This is a genomic window from Kaistia defluvii, from assembly GCF_040548815.1.
Lineage (GTDB): Bacteria > Pseudomonadota > Alphaproteobacteria > Rhizobiales > Kaistiaceae > Kaistia > Kaistia defluvii_A.
Genome location: NZ_JBEPSM010000002.1, coordinates 809,613 through 830,780 on the forward strand (window position 1 = coordinate 809,613; position 21,168 = coordinate 830,780).

Below are 21,168 nucleotides of genomic sequence, written 5' to 3' on the forward strand. Positions count from 1 at the left end.
CGGAACGGCATGTTCGCGCGAAATGGGGCTGTACGGGCGCTTGCCGCGCCCGAGACGAGGGGAAAGACATGAAGGACTGGGCATCCCGGGCTTCCGGGATTGCAGTGGCGGGCGCTTTGCTTTTCGCTGTGTCGGGCGTCGCAGGCGCCGGTGAAGTTGCCGACAAGGCCGGAGAAGCGGAAACCCTGCTCCAGGCCGGCAAGACCGCCGAGGCCCAGGCCGCGCTGGATGGCGCTGTCGACGCGTTCTGGAAGAATGCGCCGCTCACGCTGAAGAACGCCCGCTTCGTCGACGACGCCAAGGGCTTTGGCGACTACGTCCCGCATGACGGCAATCGCTTCGGCGCGTCCAGCCCGATCCAAATCTATTTGGAGCCGCAGGGCTTCGGCTGGGCCGAGGTCGCGGACGGCTACAAGATCGCCCTCTCGTCCGAGATCGAGATCCGCAACGCCAGCGGCCAGATCCTGACCAAGTCGTCGGCTCCGGCGCTGTTCGAGAAGATCAGCCGCAATCGCAACCGCGAGTTCCAGATCACCGTCGGCGTCCAACTGCCGGCCTTGAAGGCGGGCGACTACGTGCTGGTGCTGACCGTGACCGACGCCGCAACCGGCCGCTCCGCGCCCGTCGAACTGCCGTTCTCGATCTCCGGCTGAGCTGCCGGTCCAGGCCTGTGACAGCTATCATAGCCCAGTCGGTCCGGCCGGGCGCAGGATGGCGGAACGCTGGACGGGTGTCCTCCGACTTCTCCTGCTTTGCGACGCGCTGAATGACCTCTGTCTATGATCTGAAGCCGCGCTTTCAGGCGCTGCTGCGCCCGCTGACGCGCGGGCTTGTCGCCCGGGGCGTCACGGCCAACCAGGTGACGATCGCCGCGATGCTCGCCAGCGTCGCCACGGCCGTCGCCCTGTGGTGGCTTGCCGGCGACCGCGCCAGCCTGCTGCTCCTGCCGCTGCTCCTGTTCGTGCGGATGGCGCTCAACGCCATAGACGGCATGATCGCCCGCGAGCATGACCAGAAGAGCCAGCTCGGCGCCATCCTGAACGAGGTCGGCGACGTCGTGTCGGACGCGGCGCTCTATCTGGCGCTGGTGCCGGCGCTGGCGCCCTATGGCGCGCACGCCTTCCCGATCGTCCTTTTCGTCATCGCGGCGATCCTGACCGAATTCGTCGGCGTGCTGGTCCAGGCGCTCGGCGCCGGCCGCCGCTATGACGGGCCGATGGGCAAATCGGATCGCGCCGCGGTGGTGGGCCTGGCAGCCTTCCTGATCGCGATCGGCGTCCCGGCGGGCTGGTGGCTGGACGGCATCATGCTGCTCCTCGCCTTCCTCGCCATCTGGACCTGCTTCAACCGCGCCCGCCACGCGCTGCGGGCGGAGGCCTGATGTCGGATATCGCTTTCCAATTCGTTCTGTTCGGCTTGCCGGCACAGATCGTCATCACGCTGGTGCTGGTCGTTCTCGGCCTGCTCGCGGCGACCCTGCTGGTGTGGATGCGCGCCGCTCCGCCGGCGGAGGACGAAAAGGCCAATGAAAAGCGGCGGGAGCTGAAGGCCCGAATCGGCAGCTGGTGGGCGATGGTCACGCTGCTGGTCGTCGCGCTGGCGCTGGGCCGCACGGCGATGATCGTGCTGCTGGCCTTCGTCAGCTATCTGGCGCTCAAGGAATATCTGACGATCATCCCGACCCGGAAGGCCGACCGCGTCGTGCTGCTGGTCGCCTATCTCGCCGTGCCGGTCCAGTACTACTGGGTCGGGATCGGCTGGTACGGCATGTTCGTCATCTTCATCCCCGTCTACATGTTCCTGATCCTGCCGGCCGCCATGGTGCTGCGTGGCGAGACGCAGGGCTTCCTCAAGGCGGCGGGCACCCTGCATTGGGGGTTGATGACCTCGGTCTTCGCCGTCAGCCACGCCGCCTATCTGCTCGCCGTGCCGCCGCCCGATGCGCCGCTCGGCATGGGGGCGGGGCTGCTGGTCTTCCTGCTGATCGCGACCGAGTTCAACGATGTCGCCCAGTTCGTCTCCGGCAAGCTGATCGGCCGGCGCAAGATCACGCCGCGGGTCTCGCCCAACAAGACGATCGGCGGCTTTCTCGGCGGCCTGGTGGCGACGATCCTGCTCTCCGCCGCGCTGGCGCCGATCCTGACGCCGATCGGCGCCTGGCAGGCGGCCGTCATCGGCGGATTGCTGGCCACCGCCGGCTTCTTCGGCGACATCGTCATGTCGGCGGTGAAGCGCGACCTCGGCATCAAGGACACCGGCACCATGCTGCCTGGCCATGGCGGCATCCTCGATCGCATCGACAGCCTGGTCTTCACCGCGCCGATCTTCTTCCACGCCGTCCGCTACTTCTATTTTTGAGCATCCTCGATGACCGCCCGCGACATTCTGCGACTGCTGTTTTTCGCGCTTCTGGTGCGGCCGTTCCTTCTGGTGGCGATCGGCCTTTCCGTGCGTCATCGCGAACGGCTTCCCAAGGATGGGCCGGTGATCATCGCGGCCAATCACAACAGCCATCTCGACACGCTGGCGCTGATGTCGCTTTTCCCGCTCCGGAAGCTGCGCCGGGTGCGGGCCGTGGCGGCGGCGGATTATTTTTTGAAGAACCGGCTGCTCAAATGGTTCGCCGTCGACCTGATCGGAATCCTGCCGATCGAGCGCAGCAGCGGCCGGGGCGGCGCGGATCCGCTGGCCGATGCGCTGGCCGCGCTCGACGCCGGCGATATCCTGATCTTCTTCCCCGAGGGATCGCGCGGCGAACCGGAAATGCGCCAGGCCTTCAAGCGCGGCGTCGCCCACATTGCCCGCCGTCGCCCTCACGTTCCGGTGCTGCCGGTGTTCCTGCGCGGCTTCGGCAAGGTGCTGCCGAAGGGCGTTCATCTTCCTGTCCCATTCTTCTGCGATGTGGTGATCGGCCATCCGATGACGGGCGCCGGCGAGGGCTTCGTCCAGCGCCTGGAGATGGCCGTCGATACGCTCGGCAGCGAGACGCCCAGCTCCGAATGGGCCTGAGTTCGGCATCGTCCGATCGGTCATCGCCCAAAAAAGTGAGACCGGCCTCGAGACCGTCTCCTTGACAATCTGCCCCCCGCCGCCTAGATCCGTGCTGCCTGCTAGCACTCCCCATCGGTGAGTGCTAGCAACCCACATTAGCGGGTGGTCCGGTCCGGATCGCCCTGCACGCGAGGAGAGAACAAACATGGCATTCCGTCCTCTGCACGACCGCGTCGTCGTCCGCCGCGTAGCGTCGGAAGAGAAGACTGCCGGCGGCATCATCATCCCCGACACCGTCAAGGAAAAGCCGCAGGAAGGCGAAGTCGTCGCTGTTGGCCCCGGCGCTCGTGACGAGGCTGGCAAGCTGGTCGCTCTCGACGTCAAGGCCGGCGACCGCATCCTGTTCGGCAAGTGGTCGGGCACGGAAGTCAAGATCGACGGTGAAGAGCTCCTGATCATGAAGGAGTCGGACATCCTCGGCGTTATCGAAGGCAAGGCCGGCAAGGGCAAGTAAGCCGCGCGGGGTCCGCCCCAGACGCGAATTACGTTTGTCTGCCACAACCTCCAAGGAGCTCATTCAATGGCTGCTAAAGAAGTAAAGTTCTCCGCCGACGCGCGCGAAAAGATGCTGCGCGGCGTCGACATCCTCGCCAACGCTGTCAAGGTCACGCTCGGCCCCAAGGGTCGTAACGTCGTCATCGAGAAGTCGTTCGGCGCTCCCCGCATCACCAAGGACGGCGTTTCCGTCGCCAAGGAGATCGAGCTCGAGGATCGTTTCGAGAATCTCGGTGCGCAGCTCGTTCGTGAAGTCGCTTCCAAGACCAACGACAAGGCCGGCGACGGCACCACCACCGCGACGGTTCTCGCTCAGGCGATCGTCAAGGAAGGCGCCAAGTTCGTCGCCGCCGGCATGAACCCGATGGATCTGAAGCGCGGCATCGACATGGCCGTGACCGAAGCCGTCAAGGATCTCGTCGCCCGCTCGAAGAAGATCAAGACGTCCGAGGAAGTCGCTCAGGTCGGCACCATCTCCGCCAATGGCGAGAAGGAAATCGGCCAGATGATCGCTTCGGCGATGCAGAAGGTCGGCAACGAGGGTGTCATCACCGTCGAGGAAGCCAAGACCGCCGAGACCGAGCTCGAAGTCGTCGAAGGCATGCAGTTCGACCGCGGCTACCTGTCGCCGTACTTCGTCACCAACGCTGAGAAGATGGTGGCTGAGCTCGACGACCCCTACATCCTTCTGCACGAGAAGAAGCTCGGCAACCTGCAGGCGATCCTTCCGGTACTGGAAGCTGTCGTCCAGTCGGGCAAGCCGCTGCTGATCATCTCGGAAGACGTCGAAGGCGAGGCCCTGGCCACGCTCGTCGTCAACAAGCTCCGTGGCGGCCTCAAGGTCGCAGCCGTCAAGGCTCCGGGCTTCGGCGATCGCCGCAAGGCCATGCTCGAGGACATCGCTGTCCTGACGGCTGGCCAGGTGATCTCGGAAGATCTCGGCATCAAGCTCGAGAACGTCACGCTCGCTCAGCTCGGCCGCGCCAAGAAGGTCACGATCTCCAAGGAGAACACGACCATCGTTGACGGCAACGGCAAGAAGAAAGAGATCGAAGCCCGCGTCAACCAGATCAAGGCTCAGATCGAAGAGACGACCTCGGACTACGACAAGGAGAAGCTCCAGGAGCGTCTCGCCAAGCTCGCAGGCGGCGTCGCGGTCATCCGCGTCGGCGGCGCGACGGAAGTCGAAGTCAAGGAGCGCAAGGACCGCGTCGACGACGCGCTGAACGCAACCCGCGCCGCTGTCGAAGAAGGCATCGTCCCGGGCGGCGGCACGGCTCTGCTGCGCGCCAAGAAGGCTGTCGAGAAGCTGAAGTCCGAGAATCCGGACATCATGGCAGGCATCAAGATCGTGCTGCGCGCGCTTGAGGCTCCGATCCGTCAGATCGCCGAGAATTCCGGCGTCGAGGGTTCGATCGTCGTGTCGAAGGTTCTCGAAGGCAAGGGCGACTCGTTCGGCTTCGACGCCCAGAGCGAGACCTATGTCGATCTGGTCGCTGCCGGCATCATCGATCCGACCAAGGTCGTCCGTACCGCTCTGCAGGATGCGGCTTCCGTGTCCTCGCTGATCGTCACGACCGAGGCGCTGATCGCCGACAAGCCCAAGAAGGACTCGGGCATGCCCGCAATGCCTCCGGGCGGCGGCATGGGCGGCATGGACTTCTAAGAAGTCCTACCTCTCGGAAATACGGAAGGGCGCGGCGCAGGCCGCGCCCTTTTTCGTTTCGGGGCCTTTCGGGGGTGAATTTGTCTCGTCGTCCCAGCCTCAGTTTGGCGACCTGGGCGGATTGGTCTTCGGGTAGGTGTGGGCCACCTCGACCGAGGAGACACGGTCGCCGAGACCGAAATCGGACAGCTTGTAGAGCCCCGGCGAACTGAGCGTGCGCTTGGCGCCCTGGGCAAAGCGCGGGTCGCTGAAATCATGGTCGTAGACCGTGATCGAATAGCGGCCCTTGGCCGGCTTCGGCAGATACAGGCTGCTCATCGTGTCGTTGGCAATGCCGATATCGGCGACGCCGAAGCGATAGATGTCCTGGGTGGATTGCTTGAGCATGCCCGGATTGCCGGGAACGATCGTCCAGAGATCGCGCCGCGACACACGCCGGCTGTCGGCCAGATCGAGCCGCGCTTGCCTTCCCAGCCCCAGATCATGCTCGAAGACCTTGATCTCGCCGCCCCAGGGGAACGGAAAGTTCGTCGTATCTTCGATGCTGGGCTTGCCCGGGGCGGGGATTTCCGGGGCGTTGACATAGTCGAGCGAGACGATGTCGAACGAGACCTGGACGTTGAGGTCGGTATCGGAGCCCTTTGCGACGATGGTCCAGGTCGAATAGGGGCCGACCTGGTCGAGGTCGATCCACAGATCGTCCTTGGCGCGGTCGTCGGGGTCCAGCCATTGCGGCCCGTCGCGCTCGATCGCCACCAGCCGCACTTTGAAGCGGTTGTTGACGACGCGCGGGTAGATCATCGGCTGGATCTGGTCGCCGAAATAGCCATGGGCCGGGATGAGGTCGCTGGGGCCCTTGTCGAACAGCCGAAAGGCTTCCCGACCCTCGAACCAGAGATACCACTCCAGTTCGTGATCATGGTTCCTGGCTTCGGAATAGTTGTTGGGCATCCAGCTGGTCAGGCGGACGCTGAGTTCCTTGGCGAGCACGGTTTCCCTCCGCATCTAGACGGCTCGCCCCCCTATGCCTCCCGTACTGTCAGGAAATAGGGGAGGTCGCTATCCGTAACGTAAGCTGCACCTGGCCTCCGGATGCCGCCCCTGCTCGATCCGGCTCGCACATACCAAGGTATGACGCCCTGAACCGAGTGTAGGATTCTGCGTCACCCGGCCATCGCCTAGCTTGTCCATGCGAGTTCACCGCATCGGAGACAAAGGGCCATGAGCACGACGACATCCCCGCCACGCCATCGGGCCTTCGCCCCGGCGCATCGACAGGAAGCGACCCGCCGGTCGCCCGCTCCCGAGAGGGGATGCCGATGACCCCGCCCGCCGATCACCCGCACCTTCGCCTCACCCGGCGCGAGGTTTTCGCCGGAACGGCCTTCCTGGCCGCGGCGACCATTCTTCCCAAGGGCGCGCTTGCCCGCACTGCAGCCTTCAACCCCGGTTCCCAAGGAGAGACTCCCATGAGCAGCGGCTTCATCAAGACCAAGGACGGCACGGAAATCTATTTCAAGGACTGGGGCAGCAAGGACGCCCAGCCGATCGTGTTCCATCACGGCTGGCCGCTCTCGGCCGATGACTGGGACGCCCAGATGCTGTTCTTCCTGGCGAATGGCTACCGCGTCGTCGCCCATGACCGCCGGGGCCATGGCCGCTCCTCGCAGGTCGATACCAACAACACGATGGACCAGTACGCCGCCGACGCCTCGGCCGTGGTCGAGCATCTCGATCTGCGCAATGCCGTCCATATCGGTCACTCGACCGGCGGTGGCGAAGTGGCGCGCTATGTCGCCCGCTACGGCCAGCCCCAGGGCCGCGTCGCCAAGGCCGTGCTGGTGAGTTCGGTTCCCCCGCTGATGCTCAAGACCGCCAGCAACCCCCGCGGCACGCCGATCGAAGTGTTCGACGGCTTCCGCAAGGCGTTGGCCGGCAATCGCGCCCAGTTCTACCGCGACGTCGCCTCGGGCCCGTTCTACGGCTTCAACCGTCCGGACGCGAAGGTTTCGCAGGGCATCATCGACAATTGGTGGCGCCAGGGCATGATGGGCGGCGCGCTCGCCCAGTATGAAGGCATCAAGGCCTTCTCGGAGACCGACCAGACCGAGGATCTGAAGGCGATCACCGTGCCGACGCTGGTCACCCAGGGCGATGACGACCAGATCGTGCCCTATGAGGACGCCGCGCTGCTTCAGGCCAAGCTGCTGAAGAACGCCACGCTCAAGATCTACAAGGGCTTCCCGCATGGCATGCTGACCACCCATGCCGACGTGATCAATCCGGACCTGCTTGCCTTCGTGAAGGCCTGAACCGGAACCGACGCGATCGAGGAGGGCGGAGCGATTCGCCCTTCTTTTCTTTGCTTGCCGTGGAGACCAGGGCCGGCGTCTCGGCACTCGGGTCCGCGATGCCGGCCGGGTGCAGCGCTGCCCTTAGCGGCGGTCCTTGAAGAACTGCCGCAGCATATCGGCCGATTCGCTTTCGGCGATGCCGCCATAGACGTCCGGCGCGTGGTGGCAGGTCGGCTGGCTGTAGAAGCGCACGCCGCTCTCGACCGCGCCGCCCTTCGGATCGGGCGCGGCATAATAGAGCCGGCGGATGCGGGCGAACGAGATCGCCGCCGCGCACATCGGGCAGGGCTCCAGCGTCACATAGAGATCGCACTCCGGCAGCCGCTGCGATTGCAGCGTGGCGCAGGCGGTGCGGATCGCCAGCGTTTCGGCATGCGCGGTCGGGTCATTGAGCTCGAGCGTGCGGTTGCCGTCGGCGGCCAGCACCACGCCGTCGCGCACGATCACCGCGCCGATCGGCACCTCGCCGCGCGCCGCCGCCTTGCGCGCCTCGGCCAGCGCCAGACTCATGAAGGAGGGCGCGCCGCCCGTCATTTCCGCTCGCATGGCTCGAATTGACCACCCATTTTCGTCCTGTCGCATTTTGTTTGCACGAAGCCGTATCCACCCGGCCGCAAAATGCTCTAAGGAACCGTTTCAAGGATGGATAGATGAAGCCGCCGCAGAAACGCACGAAGGACAGCCCCGCGCAAGACGACGCCGAGCACGACCGCATCGCCAAGGTATTGGCGCGCGCCGGACTCTGCTCGCGCCGGGACGCTGAACGATTGATCGAAGAGGGACGCGTCGCCATCAATGGCCGCGTCCTGACCAGCCCGGCCGTGAATGTCGGCCCGCACGACCGCGTCACGGTCGATGACGAGCCGCTTCCCACCAAGGAACGCACGCGGCTGTGGCTCTACCACAAGCCGAAGGGCCTGGTGACGACAGCGCATGATCCGGAGGGCCGCCCGACCGTGTTCGACGCGCTGCCGGAACATCTGCCGCGCGTCATCGCCATCGGCCGCCTCGACATCAACACGGAGGGGCTGCTGCTCCTCACCAATGATGGTGGCCTCGCCCGCGTGCTGGAACTGCCCTCGACCGGCTGGATGCGGCGTTACCGCGTCCGCGCCTGGGGCGACATCCTGCAGCCCGATCTCGACAAGCTGAAGGACGGCGTGTCGATCGACGGCGTGATGTATGGCGCCATCGAGGGCATTCTCGACCGCATCCAGGGTTCCAACATCTGGGCGACGATCGGTCTGCGCGAAGGCAAGAACCGCGAAGTGAAGAAGGTGCTTTCGAGCATCGGCCTCGACGTGAACCGCCTGATCCGCATCTCCTACGGCCCGTTCCAGCTCGGCGACCTGCCGGAGGGCGAAGCCGTCGAGATCAAGGGCCGCGTCCTGCGTGACCAGCTTGGCGAAAAGCTGGCGCAGGAATCCGGCGCGGATTTCGACGCGCCCCTGCGCGAGGAAGAGGAAGCCGCCCGCCGCAGCAATCGCAAGTCCGGCGGCCGAACCATCCGCCGTGGCCCGATCAAGCCGCTCGCCCAGGTCAAGCCGACCAGCGAACGCCCGGTTCGCGTCGATCCGCGCCGCGTCGAGGAAGCCGAGACCGGCGAGCGTCGTGGCGGTCGTCCCGTCTCCGAAGCGCGCCGAAACCGAGACGAGCGCCCGGCCGAAGGCCGCGCCCCGCGTGGCGAAGGCCGCCGTGGTCGCGACGAGCGCCCCGCCGAGGGTCGTGCAGCGCGTGGCGAAGCGCGCCGTGGCCGGGACGAGCGTCCCGCCGAAGGCCGTGCCCCGCGTGGCGAGGGCCGGCGTGGCCGTGGCGAACGCGGTGCCGAGGGCGAGGCTCCGCAGCGGACGTCGCATCGCGGTGCGGCCCGGGGCAGGGGCCGTGGCGAGCCCGCCGCCGAGGGTGGCGACAAGCGCGATTTCCAGGATGGCCGCCGTTTTGAGGGCAGCCTCCGCAACGCGCGGCCGGTCACCGGCCGCAATCCCGATGGCGACCGACCGGCGCGCGGTCCGCGCGGCGGCGTGGTCAAGAGCGGTGGCCGTCCCAGTTCCGGTGGCGCCCCCAAGACGGGCGGCGGCGCGAAGGCCGGCGGCAAGCCGGGACGCTCGTTCGACAAGCGCCCGGTGACGGGCCGTAATCCGGACGGCGACAGGCCGCGCGGCGGCCGGGGCGGCAAGCCCTCTGGCGGCGGCGGTGGCAAGCCTTCGGGTTCGGGTGGTTCAGGCAGCAGGTCGGGTGGTACGGGTCGTGCGGATCGTCGCCGGTGAGTTTCGGGGCCGCTCGCTTGCGGCCCCGCGTACGCAGACGATCCGGCCGACGGCCGACAGACTGCGCGAAAGTCTCTTCAACGTGCTCGCGCACGCCTATGACGACGTCGTGGTCGATGCCCGCGTGCTCGATCTCTTCGCCGGCACCGGCGCGCTCGGGCTCGAGGCGATCTCGCGCGGCGCGCGCTACGCCATCTTCGTCGAGGAAGGCGTCGAGGCGCGCGGCCTGATCCGCGACAATATCGAGGCGTTCGGCCTGACGGGCCGGACCAAGCTGCTGCGTCGCGACGCGACCAAGCTCGGCCCGGCCGGCACCGTCGATCCCTTCCAGCTCGTCTTCGCCGACCCGCCCTATGGCCGTGGCCTTGGCGAGGCGGCGCTGCAATCCGCTGTCGAGGGCGGCTGGCTGGCCCCCGGCGCACTCGTCGTGCTGGAAGAAGAAGCCAAGGCCCAGATCGCCGAGATTCCGGGCCTCGAACGGATCGAGACGCGCCAGGCTGGGGACAGTCAGCTTATCTTTCTGAAATTTAATGTTTGATTGCGACATTAAAGTCGCAATCTAGCCACAGCTGCCGCATAGCTTGACCCTCAAGTGGCACGCCGAGCAAATCGAGGGTCAATGGCCTCTATTCTCCAGTCGAATCTGGCTGCGCTAAAGCGCGGACCAGCCGCCCTGTTCATCGCCGTCACGATCGGCATGGCAGCTCCAGCCCTCGCGGAAGACAAGCCCGCGACACCGGCCCAATCCCAGACGAGCCAGATCCCGCGCATCGCGCCGGATGCCAGCACGTTCAAGCTGGCCAATGGGATGGAAGTCGTGGTGATCCCCGATCACCGCGCCCCGATCGTTACCCACATGGTCTGGTACAAGATCGGCGCCGCCGACGATCCGGCCGGGAAATCCGGCATTGCGCATTTCCTCGAACATCTGATGTTCAAGGGCACCAAGAATCATCCCGCCGGCGAATTCTCGGCCCGGGTCTCCGAGGTGGGCGGCGTCGAGAACGCCTTCACCACGGCCGATTCGACCGCCTATTTCCAGACGGTCGCCAAGGAACAGCTCGGCATGGTGATGGGCTTCGAGGCCGATCGCATGCAGGGCCTGCAGCTGACCGACCCGGTCGTGCTGCCCGAGCGCGACGTCATCCTGGAAGAGCGGCGCATGCGCACGGATAACAACCCGTCCGCCCAGCTTAGCGAGGCGATGAACGCGGCGCTGTTCCAGAACCATCCCTACGGCATCCCGATCATCGGCTGGGAGCATGAGATGGCGGGGCTGACGCGCGAGGACGCCGTCGCCCAGTATGAGCGCTACTACACGCCGAACAATGCGATCCTGGTGGTCGCCGGCGACGTGACGGCCGACGAAGTGAAGAAGCTCGCCGAAGATACCTATGGCAAGCTGCCGCGTCGTTCCGAGCCGGCGCCGCGCAAACGCCCGCTCGAGCCCCAGCCCCTGACCGAACGTTCGCTCGTCCTGCGCGACCAGCGGGTGAGCCAGCCTTACTGGAACCAGGTCTACCTGGCCCCGTCCTATGTTTCGGGCAAGCCCGGCGAGGCCGAGGCGCTGGACATCCTTGCCGACGTGATCGGCAGCGGCGCCACCAGCCGGCTCTATCGCAGCCTGGTGGTCGAGCAGGCGATCGCCTCGGGCGCCGGCGCCTATTACTCCGGCGATGGCCTCGACTATGGCCGGCTCGGCTTCTATGCGTCGCCGCGCGGCGACGTCTCGATCGAAAAGCTGAGCGCTGCGGTCGACGCGGTGCTGGCCGACGTGCGCGAGCATGGCATCACGGCCGAGGAGCTGGCGCTGGCCAAGAAGCGCACCCGCGCCTCGACGATCTACAGCCAGGACAGCCAGTCCTCGCTCGCCCGGATCTTCGGCTCCGCCATGGTGTCAGGCCAGTCGCTTTCGGACGTGCAGGATTGGGCCCGTCGCATTGACGCGGTGACGCTTTCCGACGTCTCGCAGGCCGCCGCGAAATATCTCGACAAGCGCCGCTCGGTCACGGGCACCCTTTTGCCAGCACCGGCCGATGGCCGCAGCTGATCGTCAGAGGAAACATATGATGGCAAACCTACTGGCACGGCTCGGCCTCGCTTTCATCGGGCTGGTGATACTGGCTCCGGCGAGCCAGGCGATCGAGATCCAGCGCGTCGTCAGCCCCGGCGGCATCGAGGCATGGCTCGTGGAAGACTATGCGGTGCCGATCGTCGCGGTGAACTTCGCCTTTTCCGGCGGCACCTCGCAGGACCCGGCCGACCGGCCCGGCCTCGCCAACATGCTCTCCGGCCTGCTCGACGAGGGCGCCGGCGACCTGGACAGCAAGGCGTTCCAGGCCAAGCTCAACGACCTCTCGATCGGGCTTTCCTTCGACGCCGGCCGCGATGACTTCTTCGGCACGTTGAAGACGCTGGAGGAGAACAAGGACGAGGCCTTCTCTATGCTCGCCCTGTCGCTGCAGAAGCCTCGTTTCGATGCCGAGCCGATCGAGCGCATCCGCGCCCAGATCCAGGTGAGCATCAACGAGTCCAAGAAGGATCCGGAATCGGTCGCCAGCGCCACGATCCGCGCCACGGCCTATCCCGGCCACCCCTATGCCCAGCCGCCGGAAGGGACGGTTGAGAGCATCGCCGCCATTTCGGCCGACGATCTGAAGAACTACCGCGAGCGGATCTTCGCCCGCGATCATCTGAACGTCGCCGTCGTCGGCGCGATCGACGCCAAGAGCGTCGGCGCGATGCTGGACAAGGTGTTCGGACCGCTGCCGGCCAAGGGCAAGCTGACCGACATCCCCGACACGATCCCCAAGGGCGGCACGGCGGAAGTCGACATGCCGAATCCGCAGACGGTGATCACCTTTGGAGGCCCGGGTCCGCGTCGCGACGCGCCGGACTTCATGGCTGCCTTCGTCGCCAACCACATTCTGGGCGGCGGCACCTTCTCGTCCCGTCTGTATGAAGAGGTGCGCGAGCGCCGTGGCCTGGCCTATTCTGTCGGCACCATGATGCTGCCGTTCCGCCACTCCGCCGCCATCTCCGGCAACACCGCCACCCGCGCCGACCGCGTGGACGAGACGGTGGGGCTGATCAAGAGCGAGATGGCCCGGATGGCCAAGGACGGCCCGACCGAGGAGGAACTCGCCAAGGCGAAGAGCTTCCTGGTCGGCTCCTACGCGCTGCGCTTCGACTCCTCGTCCAAGATCGCCCGCCAGCTGCTGGCCATCCAGCTCGACAATCTGGGGATCGACTACATCAACAAGCGCAACGACATGGTGGATGCGGTGACGCTCGACGAGGTCAAGCAGGCCTCGCAGAAGTACTTCACCGACGGCACCAGCCTCATCGTCCGCGTCGGCCCGCACGACAAGAGCTGAGCGAAGGACAGGACTTTTCACCTCTCCCTCAGGGAGAGGTGAATCGCCATTCGCGACAAACAAAAAAGGGCCGGGAAACATTCCCGGCCCTTTTTGCATTTCGGAGGTCTCTTCAGTCCACCGGCTCGGCCGTGGCCGATTCGGCTTCCTTGTTGAGCGCCTTCGCCTCGCGCTTCGGCACAGTGAGCGGCTCGGGCTCCGGCTTGAACGCCTTGGTGACGAACAGGTCGCGCCCGGCCGAGAGCAGGCCGCCGGCCTGCTGCGCCGCGAGGCGCGCGGCGTCGCGGCTGCGCAGGCTTTCCGAGATCGATTCGATCCGCTCGGGCGCGACGCCCAGGCCTTCCAGCGCCGAGGCGCCGAAGGTGAAGGCCGATTCCAGCGTCTCGCGCATCTGGTAGGTCACGCCCTTCTTGAGCAGCCGCAGCGTATGGCCGCGGTCATAGGCGCGCACATAGAGCTGCACGAAGGGGAATTCCGACTGGATCAGCTCGACGATCTTGTCCGTCACCTCCGGCTTGTCCGTGCAGACCGCCACGATCTGCGCCCGCTCGATGCCGGCGGCGTGCAGCACGTCGAGGCGGGTGCCGTCGCCGAAATAGACCTTGAAGCCGAAGCGCGAGGCCGCCCGGATCATCTCGGCGTCCGAGTCTATTGCCGTCACGTCGACGCCTTCGGCCAGCAGGAACTGCGCCGAGATCTGGCCGAAGCGTCCGAAGCCAATCATCAGCACCCGCCCGCCCGCGCCCTCGAAATCCTCCTCGATCTGCTCTGGCGTCGCCGGCGGCAGCAGCCATTTCAGCGACAGCACCGCCAGCGGCGTCAGCGCCATCGAGATGATGACGGTGGCGGTCAGCATGGCGTTGACCTCGCCGGTGAACACGCCGCCGGCCGTCGCTGCCGCATAGAGCACGAAGGCGAACTCGCCGCCCTGGGCCAGCATGGCGGCGCGCGCCATCGCCTCGGCATGGTCGGCCTTGAGCACGCGCGCCACGACATAGATGCCGACGGCCTTCAGCGCCATGTAGGCGACGACCCCGATCGCGATCATCTGCCAGTGGCGGGCGATGACGCCGAGATCGAGCGACATGCCGACGCTGAGGAAGAACAGGCCGAGCAGAATGCCGCGGAACGGCTCGATATCGGCCTCGAGCTGGTGACGGAAACTCGATTCCGACAGCAGCACGCCGGCCAGGAAGGCGCCCATCGCCATCGACAGGCCGCCGATCTGCATGGCGAGCGCCGCGCCCAGCACGACCAGCAGCGCCGCGGCCGTCATCACCTCGCGCGCCTGGACATTGGCCAGGATGCGGAACATCGGATTGAGCAGCCAGCGCCCGGCCGCGATCAGCGCCGCCAGCGAGGCAATGGCGATCAGGATGGAAATCCAGCGCGACTGCGCCTCACCGTCCGACCCATGCGTGCCGAGCAGCGCGACGATCGCCAGCATCGGCACGATGGCGAGGTCTTCCAGCAGCAGGATCGAGATGACGCGCTGGCCGGCCGGCGTCGCCGTGTCGCCGCGCTCTTCCAGGATCTGCATGACGATGGCGGTCGAGGAGAGCACGAAGCCCATGCCGGCGATGAAGGCGACGGCCGGCGGGAAGCCGGCGACGATGCCGAGGCCCGTGAGCAGCGCGCTGCAGGCGACGACCTGCGCCAGGCCGAGCCCGAAGATCTCGCCGCGCAGGCTCCACAGCCGCGATGGCCGCATCTCCAGCCCGATGATGAACAGGAACAGCACCACGCCGAGCTCGGCGACATGCAGGATCGACTGCGGATCGGTGAACAGTTTCAGCCCGTAGGGGCCGATCACCAGGCCGGCGGCGAGATAGCCGAGCACCGTGCCGAGGCCGAGCCGCTTGGAAATGGGTACCGCGATCACGGCCGCGCCGAGCAGCGCCACCAGCTGGACGAGATCGGTGCCTTGGGTATCGACCGACATGAGGGGCCTCGGCTTTGGGGGCTTTCACGATGGAACGGGAGTTCGATCCGCGCAAGGCGCGAGACGGGCATGCGAACCGATTGGGCAGGTGTGGCGCCGGAGGCTGCAGCCTAGCGCGCGCCTCTTGAAACCATGGTGACGGGGCTTAGGGCAATCGCCTGCGAAAAGCGAGCCCGTCCGCCGCATGGATGCCACGATCCTGGCGGGGTTGTCGGTACCGCCTTCGATCCCTACTAAAGGGGCAACGGAGAAGAGCCATGACCGCGCTGCCTGACCAGTCCCGCCTTGTTGAAACCGCCGCCAAGCTCGTCGAGGCCGCGAAGCGGGCCGGCGCGGATGCCGCCGATGCCGTCGCGTTCCGGCGCATCGGCCTTTCCGTCGATATCCGCAATGGCGCCGTCGAGGAGACGGGGCGTTCGGAGGGCGACGAACTGGCGCTACGCGTGTTCGTCGGCAACCGCCACGCCAGCGTTTCGACCAACGGCCTTTCGCCGGCCGACGAGCTGGCGATTCGCGCCGTCGCCATGGCGAAGGTGGCGCCGGAAGACCGCTTCGCGGGCCTCGCGCCGGCCGATCGCCTGGCAAAGTCGTTCCCCGAACTCGATCTGCTCGATCCTTCCGCCCCTTCGGTCGAGGACCTGATCGATCGCGCGACGCGGGCCGAACAGGCTGCGCTCGCCGTGCCCGGAATCGCCAAGTCGGGCGGCACCTCGGCCGGCTGGTCGCTGTCCGGCGCCGTGCTGGTGACGTCGCATGGCTTCACCGGCGCCTATATGGGCTCGCGCCACAGCGTCTCCGCCACTGTCATCGCCGGCGAGGGCACCGGCATGGAGCGCGACTATGACAGCGCTTCGAAGATCCATGCCTCCGATCTGCCGGATCCGGCCGAGATCGGCCGCCGCGCGGCCGAGCGCGCCGTGCGCCGGCTGAACCCGACCCAGATGCCGACCGGCAGCGCCACGGTCGTCTATGATCCGCGCGTCGCGGTCAGCCTGCTCGGCCATCTCGCCGGCGCCGTCAATGGCAGCGCCATCGCCCGCAAGACCAGCTTCCTGCAGAAGGCGCTGGGCGAGGCGATCTTCGCGCCCGGCATCCGCATCACCGACGACCCGCTGCGCGTGCGCGGCCTTGCCTCGCGCCCGTTCGACGGCGAGGGCGTCGCCGCCGAGGCGTTCGATCTGGTCACCGACGGCGTGCTGCAGCGCTGGTTCCTCGATAGTGGCACGGCGCGCGAACTGGGTCTCGAAACCAATGGCCGCGCGGTCGGCGGCGGCAGCAACCCGCATCCGAGCGCCACCAACCTGACGCTGCTGCCCGGCGACAAGACGCCGGCCGAGTTGATCGCCGACATCGGCGAGGGGCTTTACGTGACCGAGCTGATCGGCCATGGCGCCAATGGCGTCACCGGCGATTACAGCCGCGGCGCCGGCGGCTACCGCATCCGTAACGGCCAGCTGGCCGAGGCGGTCAGCGAGATCACCATCGCCGGCAACATGCGCGACATGTTCCGCCGCCTGATCGTCGCCAACGATCTCGAATACCGCTACGCCTTCAATTCGCCGACCGTCGCCATTGAGGGCATGATGATTGCCGGGCGCTGACATCGTGCCGGACCGGGCCGCTGATCTGGCGTTGCTGATCGCGGCGGCGCGCGAGGCCGGGCAGATTGCGCTCGGCTATTTCAAGCGTGACCCGAAGGTCTGGACCAAGGGCGCCAATTCGCCCGTCACCGAAGCCGATCTCGCCGCCAACCATGCCCTGCACGCGACGCTGACGACGGCGCGGCCGGACTATGGCTGGCTGTCGGAGGAGAGCGCCGATACGCCGGACCGCCTCGACCGGCGCCGCCTGTTTGTTGTCGACCCGATCGACGGCACGCGCGGCTTCATCGACGGCAATCCCGACTGGTGCGTCTCGGTCGCGATGGTCGAGGAGGGCGCGGCCGTGGCGGCGGCGCTGTTCGTCCCGGCGCGCGAAGAACTGTTCGAGGCGACGGCGGGTGGCGGCGCTCGCCTCAATGGCGAGGCCATCCGCGTCAGCGACCGACAGGCGCTGGAAGGCGCGCGGATCGCCGGTCCGGCGCGTCATTTGCGCGCCATGGCCGGGCACGGCATGGACCCGCGCGAGCGGCGTTTCACGCCCTCGCTCGCCTATCGCTTCGCGCTGGTCGCCTGCGGTCGTGTGGACGTCGCCACGGCGCGTCCCGGCGCCTATGATTGGGATCTTGCGGCAGTGGACCTTTTGGTGCAGGAAGCAGGCGGAACGCTGCGCGATCTCGAGGGCGCGCCGCTTCGTTTCAATGACGTGATACCGCGTCATCCGGCCCTGATCGCCTCGACGCCCGGGCTCGCTTCGGCGGCCATGGCCATCATCGCTGAAGCCGAGGCCGCGCACGAGGCTTCGGGACCCGGCGCGCTCTAAGCGTGCCTTATCGGTTAGGACTAGGAGACGGCGGCATTATGCCTGGAACGGACAAGCAACTCCTGCATCTGGTGTTCGGCGGCGAGTTGAGCTCGGTCGGAACGATGGAGTTCTCCGACCTGTCGAAGCTCGACATCGTCGGCATCTACCCCAACTACAAGACCGCCTATGATGCCTGGAAGAAGGCGGCGCAGGGTTCGGTCGACAGCGCCCAGACGCGCTATTTCATCGTGCACCTGCACAGGCTGCTCGACCCCGACGCAACGGCGGGCTGAGCCGACGCCTCTGCGCCCACGGCGCTGCTGGCGGGAAATGAAACCGCCGCGATTGCGGCGGCTGGAAGGGACAGATCGTATTTTGGCGGATTCTCAGGCCAAGAGGCGCGCCAAGCGCCCCAGCCTCCTCAAGAGGATTGGAACGTCGGACCAGGTCACGCGACTGGCCGGCCGGAGCGCGGCGGCCTATCTGCGCTTTGTCCGACGCACCAGCACGCTGGAATTCGAACCGAGCGAGCCCTACGAGTTCTTCGGCCACCTGCTGCCGGGCATCGTCGCCATGTGGCATGGCCAGCACCTGATGGTGCCGTTCATTCGACGTGAGGGCCATGACGTCCGCGTCATGATCTCGAAGCACCGCGACGGCGAGATCAACGCGATCGCGGCCGAGAGCCTTGGCCTCGGCACGGTGCGCGCCTCGGCGGCGCGCTCCTCGTCGCGCGTCATCGAGAAGGGCGGCCTGCGCGGCTTCCTGGAAATGAAGGCGGCGCTGGCGCAGGGCGCGACGGTCGCGATGACCGCCGATCTCTCCAACCAGCGGTCGCGCCGCGCCGGCCCCGGCATCATCAAACTGGCGCGCGCCTCCGGACGGCCGATCGTGCCCGTCGCGGTGGCGACCAGCCGGCATTTCGTCATCAAGAACTGGGACCGCACGACGGTCAATCTCCCCTTCAGCAAGGGCATCTGCGTCTTCGGCGTGCCGATCTACGTCCCGGCGGATGCGGACGATGCGCTGGTCGAGCAGAAGCGGGTCGAGCTCGAGGACGAGCTCAACCGCGTGACGGAGCGGGCTTACCAACGCGTCGGCAGGCAGAATGACTGAGCGCGCCGGAGTGGCCCTAACCGCCTATCGACTGGCTGGTTATGCCGCTTTGCCGCTGGTGCCGCTGCTGCTTGCCTATCGCACGGCGAAAGGCAAGGAAGATCCGGCCCGCCGCCAGGAGCGCTATGGCCGCGCGACGCTGAAACGGCCGCCCGGCGCCCTGGTCTGGGTGCACGCCGCCAGCGTCGGCGAAACCAATGCCGTGCTGCCGCTGGTCCGCCGCATCGTTGAGGAAGGGCTGAACGTGCTCTTCACCACGGTGACCGTGACGAGCGCGGCGGTCGCCGAGCAGCGCCTGCCGCGCGGCGCGTTTCATCAATATTCGCCGCTCGACATCACGCCAATCGTCAATCGCTTCCTCGACCACTGGAAGCCCGATCTCGCCATCTCGGTCGAATCCGAGATCTGGCCGACCAAGATGACCCGGCTCGTCGCCCGCAATGTGCCGCAGATCTTCGTCAATGCCCGCATGTCCGAACGCTCCTTCAAGCGCTGGCACAAGATCGAGGCCGGCAAGGGCGGGCTGTTCGACAAGGTGACGATGGCGCTGGCCCAGAGCGAGGGGGACGGCGAACGGCTGGCGGCGCTCGGCGTCCGGGACGTGCGCGTCACCGGCAATCTGAAGTTCGACGTGCCGCCGCCGCATGCCGCTCCGGAGCTGGTCGAGGAAGTGCGTCGCGCCGTCGAGGGGCGCTCGGTCTTTGTCGCCGCTTCTACGCATGAAGGCGAGGAGGAGGGAATCGCCGCGGCGCATCGCGTGCTTCGCCACCGCCGCGCGGAACTCCTCACCATCATCGTGCCGCGCCACCCGGTGCGCGGCCCGGCGATCCGCGACATGCTGGCCGCCAAGGGGCTCGACGTGGCGATGCGCAGCGCCGGCGAGCCGATCACGCCCAAGACCGACATCTACCTGGCCGATACGCTGGGCGAACTCGGCATATTCTACCGCGTGGCGCCGATCGCCTTTGTCGGTGGAACGCTGGTGCCGGTCGGCGGTCATAACCCGATCGAGGCGGCGCAGCTCAACGTCGCCATCCTGCACGGGCCGCATGTGCACAATGCTGCCGAGATCTATTCGGCCCTCGACCGCACCGGTCGGGCCGAGGTGATCCGGAGCTCCGAGCAGCTTGCCCGGGTGCTCGACGACCTCTTCGCCGACCCGAACGCCATGCGGCGGCGCGCCACCAAGGCGGCCGAGGCCCTGGCGCCCTTCACCGGCGCGCTCGATGCGACGATGCGGGCGCTCGTGCCGTATCTGGAGCCGCTGGCGATCACCGCGCGGCTGCGAGAACGCGAGGGTTCGCCGCGATGATCCGCCCGCCGCGCTTCTGGTCGTTGCAGCGGCTGTCGGTGCCATCGCTGCTTCTGGCTCCCGTGGCCGGTCTCTATGGCTGGGTGGCGGGCCGGCGGATGCGCCGCAAGCCGAAAGCGACGGCCGCCGTTCCCGTCATCTGCGTCGGCAATTATGTCGTCGGCGGCGCCGGCAAGACGCCGACGGCGCTGGCGCTGGCTCGCATTGCCCGGGCGCAGGGTCTCAATCCCGGCTTCCTGACGCGCGGCTATGGCGGTTCGGCGCGCGAGCCGCTTCTGGTCAACCCGGACCTGCATGACGCGGCGCGCGTCGGCGACGAGGCGCTGCTGCTGGCTGAGGCCGGGCCGGTCGTCGTCTCGCCGGACCGTCCGGCGGGGCTGCCGCTGCTCGAGCGGGCGGGCGTCGACCTGATCATCATGGATGACGGTTTCCAGAACCCGTCGCTGCGCAAGGACCTGTCTCTGATCGTCGTCGATGGCGCGACGGGAATCGGCAATGGCCGCGTGTTTCCGGCCGGGCCGTTGCGGGCGCCGCTGCGCACGCAGCTGATCCGCACCGATGCGGTGCTGATCGTCGGCGACGGCAAGCCCGGCGATCGCATCGTCCGTCGCGCCGCGCGGGCCGGCAAGATCATCCTGAAGGCGAAGCTCGAACCGGCCGCGATGCAGGTCTGGGGACCGCGCTCCTTCCTCGCCTTCGCCGGCATCGGCAGGCCGGAGAAGTTCTTCAACACGCTGGACCGTGCCGGCGTCCCGCTGGCCGACGTAAAGGCGTTCCCCGATCATCACGCCTATACCGCCGAGGACGCCCGCAAGCTGCTGGCCCGGGCCGATGCCGAGACGCTCGACCTGATCACGACGAGCAAGGATCACGCCCGCCTCGCGCGCCAGGAAGGCGACCTCGCCAGGCTGCGCGAACGGACGCGGGTGTTCCAGGTGCGGATGCATTTCGAGAACGAAGCCCGCATCGCGGCGCTGATCGCGGAGACGGTGCGCCGGGTGGCTACGCGGTAGCAGACGCCATCGCTCGGGCGCGCAGACTGCCCGCTTCTTCTCTCTTAATCCCGCTCCGCCATCATCCTGAGGCGCTTCGCGCCAGCGAAGCCTCGAAGGAGGATCCAGCGGGCCTCCATCTTGCTGGCCTCGAGATCGAACCGGCGCTTCCTGGACCCTCCTTTGAGGCCCG

20 protein-coding genes are annotated in these 21,168 nt (G+C 67.1%); 17 read left to right on the forward strand and 3 right to left on the reverse strand.

What is annotated here, in order from left to right:
* The first annotated feature begins 68 nt into the window (after positions 1-68).
* The 6 genes from ABIE08_RS16765 (at position 69) to groL (ending at position 5,212) form a co-directional block, all read left to right on the forward strand.
* Positions 69-653, forward strand: a complete 585-nt coding sequence (locus ABIE08_RS16765; RefSeq protein ID WP_354552739.1) for a hypothetical protein — start codon at positions 69-71, stop codon at positions 651-653.
* A gap of 113 nt (positions 654-766) precedes the next feature.
* Positions 767-1,381 (forward strand): CDP-alcohol phosphatidyltransferase family protein, encoded by a 615-nt coding sequence (locus tag ABIE08_RS16770; protein ID WP_354552741.1) that lies wholly within the window; start codon positions 767-769, stop codon positions 1,379-1,381.
* Positions 1,381-2,358, forward strand: coding sequence for a phosphatidate cytidylyltransferase (locus ABIE08_RS16775; protein ID WP_354552743.1), 978 nt, complete (start codon positions 1,381-1,383; stop codon positions 2,356-2,358). The genes ABIE08_RS16770 and ABIE08_RS16775 overlap by 1 nt, the downstream gene beginning before the upstream one ends.
* A gap of 9 nt (positions 2,359-2,367) precedes the next feature.
* Positions 2,368-3,009, forward strand: coding sequence for a lysophospholipid acyltransferase family protein (locus tag ABIE08_RS16780; protein WP_354552744.1), 642 nt, complete (start codon positions 2,368-2,370; stop codon positions 3,007-3,009).
* Positions 3,010-3,196: 187 nt separating this feature from the next.
* Positions 3,197-3,505, forward strand: a complete 309-nt coding sequence (gene groES, locus ABIE08_RS16785) for a co-chaperone GroES (protein WP_266333589.1) — start codon at positions 3,197-3,199, stop codon at positions 3,503-3,505.
* Positions 3,506-3,571: 66 nt separating this feature from the next.
* Positions 3,572-5,212 carry a chaperonin GroEL gene (gene groL, locus ABIE08_RS16790; protein WP_354552746.1) on the forward strand — a complete coding sequence of 547 codons (1,641 nt, stop codon included), beginning with the start codon at positions 3,572-3,574 and terminating at the stop codon, positions 5,210-5,212.
* A 99-nt stretch (positions 5,213-5,311) separates the two neighbouring features.
* Here the strand turns inward: groL and ABIE08_RS16795 are convergent, their stop codons facing one another.
* Entirely contained in the window at positions 5,312-6,217 is a 906-nt protein-coding gene (locus ABIE08_RS16795; protein WP_354552748.1) for a hypothetical protein, read from the reverse strand.
* A 464-nt stretch (positions 6,218-6,681) separates the two neighbouring features.
* On the opposite strand from ABIE08_RS16795, the gene ABIE08_RS16800 reads away from it, so the two are divergent.
* Positions 6,682-7,524 carry an alpha/beta fold hydrolase gene (locus tag ABIE08_RS16800; protein WP_354552839.1) on the forward strand — a complete coding sequence of 281 codons (843 nt, stop codon included), beginning with the start codon at positions 6,682-6,684 and terminating at the stop codon, positions 7,522-7,524.
* Positions 7,525-7,647: 123 nt separating this feature from the next.
* Here ABIE08_RS16800 and ABIE08_RS16805 read toward each other — a convergent pair whose 3' ends face one another.
* Positions 7,648-8,112, reverse strand: coding sequence for a nucleoside deaminase (locus ABIE08_RS16805; protein WP_354552750.1), 465 nt, complete (start codon positions 8,110-8,112; stop codon positions 7,648-7,650).
* Between the two features lie 104 nt (positions 8,113-8,216).
* Between ABIE08_RS16805 and ABIE08_RS16810 the strand changes: the two genes are divergently transcribed.
* From ABIE08_RS16810 to ABIE08_RS16825, 4 genes are all read left to right on the forward strand, one after another.
* Positions 8,217-9,833 (forward strand): pseudouridine synthase, encoded by a 1,617-nt coding sequence (locus ABIE08_RS16810; RefSeq protein ID WP_354552752.1) that lies wholly within the window; start codon positions 8,217-8,219, stop codon positions 9,831-9,833.
* Entirely contained in the window at positions 9,814-10,371 is a 558-nt protein-coding gene (gene rsmD, locus ABIE08_RS16815; RefSeq protein WP_354552841.1) for a 16S rRNA (guanine(966)-N(2))-methyltransferase RsmD, read from the forward strand. Before ABIE08_RS16810 ends, rsmD begins: the two co-directional genes overlap by 20 nt.
* 81 nt (positions 10,372-10,452) lie before the next feature.
* On the forward strand, positions 10,453-11,883 hold the full coding sequence (locus ABIE08_RS16820; RefSeq protein ID WP_354552754.1) for a M16 family metallopeptidase: 1,431 nt from the start codon (positions 10,453-10,455) through the stop codon (positions 11,881-11,883).
* A 19-nt stretch (positions 11,884-11,902) separates the two neighbouring features.
* Positions 11,903-13,210, forward strand: coding sequence for a M16 family metallopeptidase (locus ABIE08_RS16825; protein ID WP_354552756.1), 1,308 nt, complete (start codon positions 11,903-11,905; stop codon positions 13,208-13,210).
* Positions 13,211-13,322: 112 nt separating this feature from the next.
* Here the strand turns inward: ABIE08_RS16825 and ABIE08_RS16830 are convergent, their stop codons facing one another.
* Positions 13,323-15,152: a monovalent cation:proton antiporter-2 (CPA2) family protein gene (locus tag ABIE08_RS16830; RefSeq protein ID WP_354552758.1), complete on the reverse strand. Its 1,830-nt coding sequence runs from the start codon at positions 15,150-15,152 to the stop codon at positions 13,323-13,325.
* Positions 15,153-15,409: 257 nt separating this feature from the next.
* Here ABIE08_RS16830 and ABIE08_RS16835 point away from each other — a divergent pair, with 257 nt between their 5' ends.
* From ABIE08_RS16835 to lpxK, 6 genes are all read left to right on the forward strand, one after another.
* A complete protein-coding gene (locus ABIE08_RS16835) occupies positions 15,410-16,753 on the forward strand; it encodes a TldD/PmbA family protein (RefSeq protein ID WP_354552760.1) in 1,344 nt (447 codons plus the stop codon).
* The gene (locus ABIE08_RS16840) at positions 16,740-17,573 is read left to right on the forward strand and encodes a 3'(2'),5'-bisphosphate nucleotidase CysQ (RefSeq protein ID WP_354552761.1); all 834 of its coding nucleotides are present in this window, start codon (positions 16,740-16,742) and stop codon (positions 17,571-17,573) included. The genes ABIE08_RS16835 and ABIE08_RS16840 overlap by 14 nt, the downstream gene beginning before the upstream one ends.
* A gap of 38 nt (positions 17,574-17,611) precedes the next feature.
* A complete protein-coding gene (locus tag ABIE08_RS16845; RefSeq protein WP_266332886.1) occupies positions 17,612-17,848 on the forward strand; it encodes a DUF4170 domain-containing protein in 237 nt (78 codons plus the stop codon).
* Positions 17,849-17,930: 82 nt separating this feature from the next.
* A complete protein-coding gene (locus tag ABIE08_RS16850) occupies positions 17,931-18,671 on the forward strand; it encodes a lysophospholipid acyltransferase family protein (protein WP_354552763.1) in 741 nt (246 codons plus the stop codon).
* Positions 18,664-19,983 (forward strand): 3-deoxy-D-manno-octulosonic acid transferase, encoded by a 1,320-nt coding sequence (locus ABIE08_RS16855; RefSeq protein WP_354552765.1) that lies wholly within the window; start codon positions 18,664-18,666, stop codon positions 19,981-19,983. The genes ABIE08_RS16850 and ABIE08_RS16855 overlap by 8 nt, the downstream gene beginning before the upstream one ends.
* A complete protein-coding gene (lpxK, locus tag ABIE08_RS16860) occupies positions 19,980-20,996 on the forward strand; it encodes a tetraacyldisaccharide 4'-kinase (protein WP_354552767.1) in 1,017 nt (338 codons plus the stop codon). The genes ABIE08_RS16855 and lpxK overlap by 4 nt, the downstream gene beginning before the upstream one ends.
* Positions 20,997-21,168 lie beyond the last annotated feature (172 nt).

What these genes read in the sequence shown, in the direction of transcription:
- ABIE08_RS16765 (WP_354552739.1), top strand. Translation starts at nt 69, where the DNA reads ATGAAGGACTGGGCATCCCGGGCTTCCGGGATTGCAGTGGCGGGCGCT.
- ABIE08_RS16770 (WP_354552741.1), top strand. Translation starts at nt 767, where the DNA reads ATGACCTCTGTCTATGATCTGAAGCCGCGCTTTCAGGCGCTGCTGCGC.
- ABIE08_RS16775 (WP_354552743.1), top strand. Translation starts at nt 1,381, where the DNA reads ATGTCGGATATCGCTTTCCAATTCGTTCTGTTCGGCTTGCCGGCACAG.
- ABIE08_RS16780 (WP_354552744.1), top strand. Translation starts at nt 2,368, where the DNA reads ATGACCGCCCGCGACATTCTGCGACTGCTGTTTTTCGCGCTTCTGGTG.
- groES (WP_266333589.1), top strand. Translation starts at nt 3,197, where the DNA reads ATGGCATTCCGTCCTCTGCACGACCGCGTCGTCGTCCGCCGCGTAGCG.
- groL (WP_354552746.1), top strand. Translation starts at nt 3,572, where the DNA reads ATGGCTGCTAAAGAAGTAAAGTTCTCCGCCGACGCGCGCGAAAAGATG.
- ABIE08_RS16795 (WP_354552748.1), bottom strand. Translation starts at nt 6,217, where the DNA reads ATGCGGAGGGAAACCGTGCTCGCCAAGGAACTCAGCGTCCGCCTGACC.
- ABIE08_RS16800 (WP_354552839.1), top strand. Translation starts at nt 6,682, where the DNA reads ATGAGCAGCGGCTTCATCAAGACCAAGGACGGCACGGAAATCTATTTC.
- ABIE08_RS16805 (WP_354552750.1), bottom strand. Translation starts at nt 8,112, where the DNA reads ATGCGAGCGGAAATGACGGGCGGCGCGCCCTCCTTCATGAGTCTGGCG.
- ABIE08_RS16810 (WP_354552752.1), top strand. Translation starts at nt 8,217, where the DNA reads ATGAAGCCGCCGCAGAAACGCACGAAGGACAGCCCCGCGCAAGACGAC.
- ABIE08_RS16820 (WP_354552754.1), top strand. Translation starts at nt 10,453, where the DNA reads ATGGCCTCTATTCTCCAGTCGAATCTGGCTGCGCTAAAGCGCGGACCA.
- ABIE08_RS16825 (WP_354552756.1), top strand. Translation starts at nt 11,903, where the DNA reads ATGGCAAACCTACTGGCACGGCTCGGCCTCGCTTTCATCGGGCTGGTG.
- ABIE08_RS16830 (WP_354552758.1), bottom strand. Translation starts at nt 15,152, where the DNA reads ATGTCGGTCGATACCCAAGGCACCGATCTCGTCCAGCTGGTGGCGCTG.
- ABIE08_RS16835 (WP_354552760.1), top strand. Translation starts at nt 15,410, where the DNA reads ATGACCGCGCTGCCTGACCAGTCCCGCCTTGTTGAAACCGCCGCCAAG.
- ABIE08_RS16845 (WP_266332886.1), top strand. Translation starts at nt 17,612, where the DNA reads ATGCCTGGAACGGACAAGCAACTCCTGCATCTGGTGTTCGGCGGCGAG.
- ABIE08_RS16855 (WP_354552765.1), top strand. Translation starts at nt 18,664, where the DNA reads ATGACTGAGCGCGCCGGAGTGGCCCTAACCGCCTATCGACTGGCTGGT.
- lpxK (WP_354552767.1), top strand. Translation starts at nt 19,980, where the DNA reads ATGATCCGCCCGCCGCGCTTCTGGTCGTTGCAGCGGCTGTCGGTGCCA.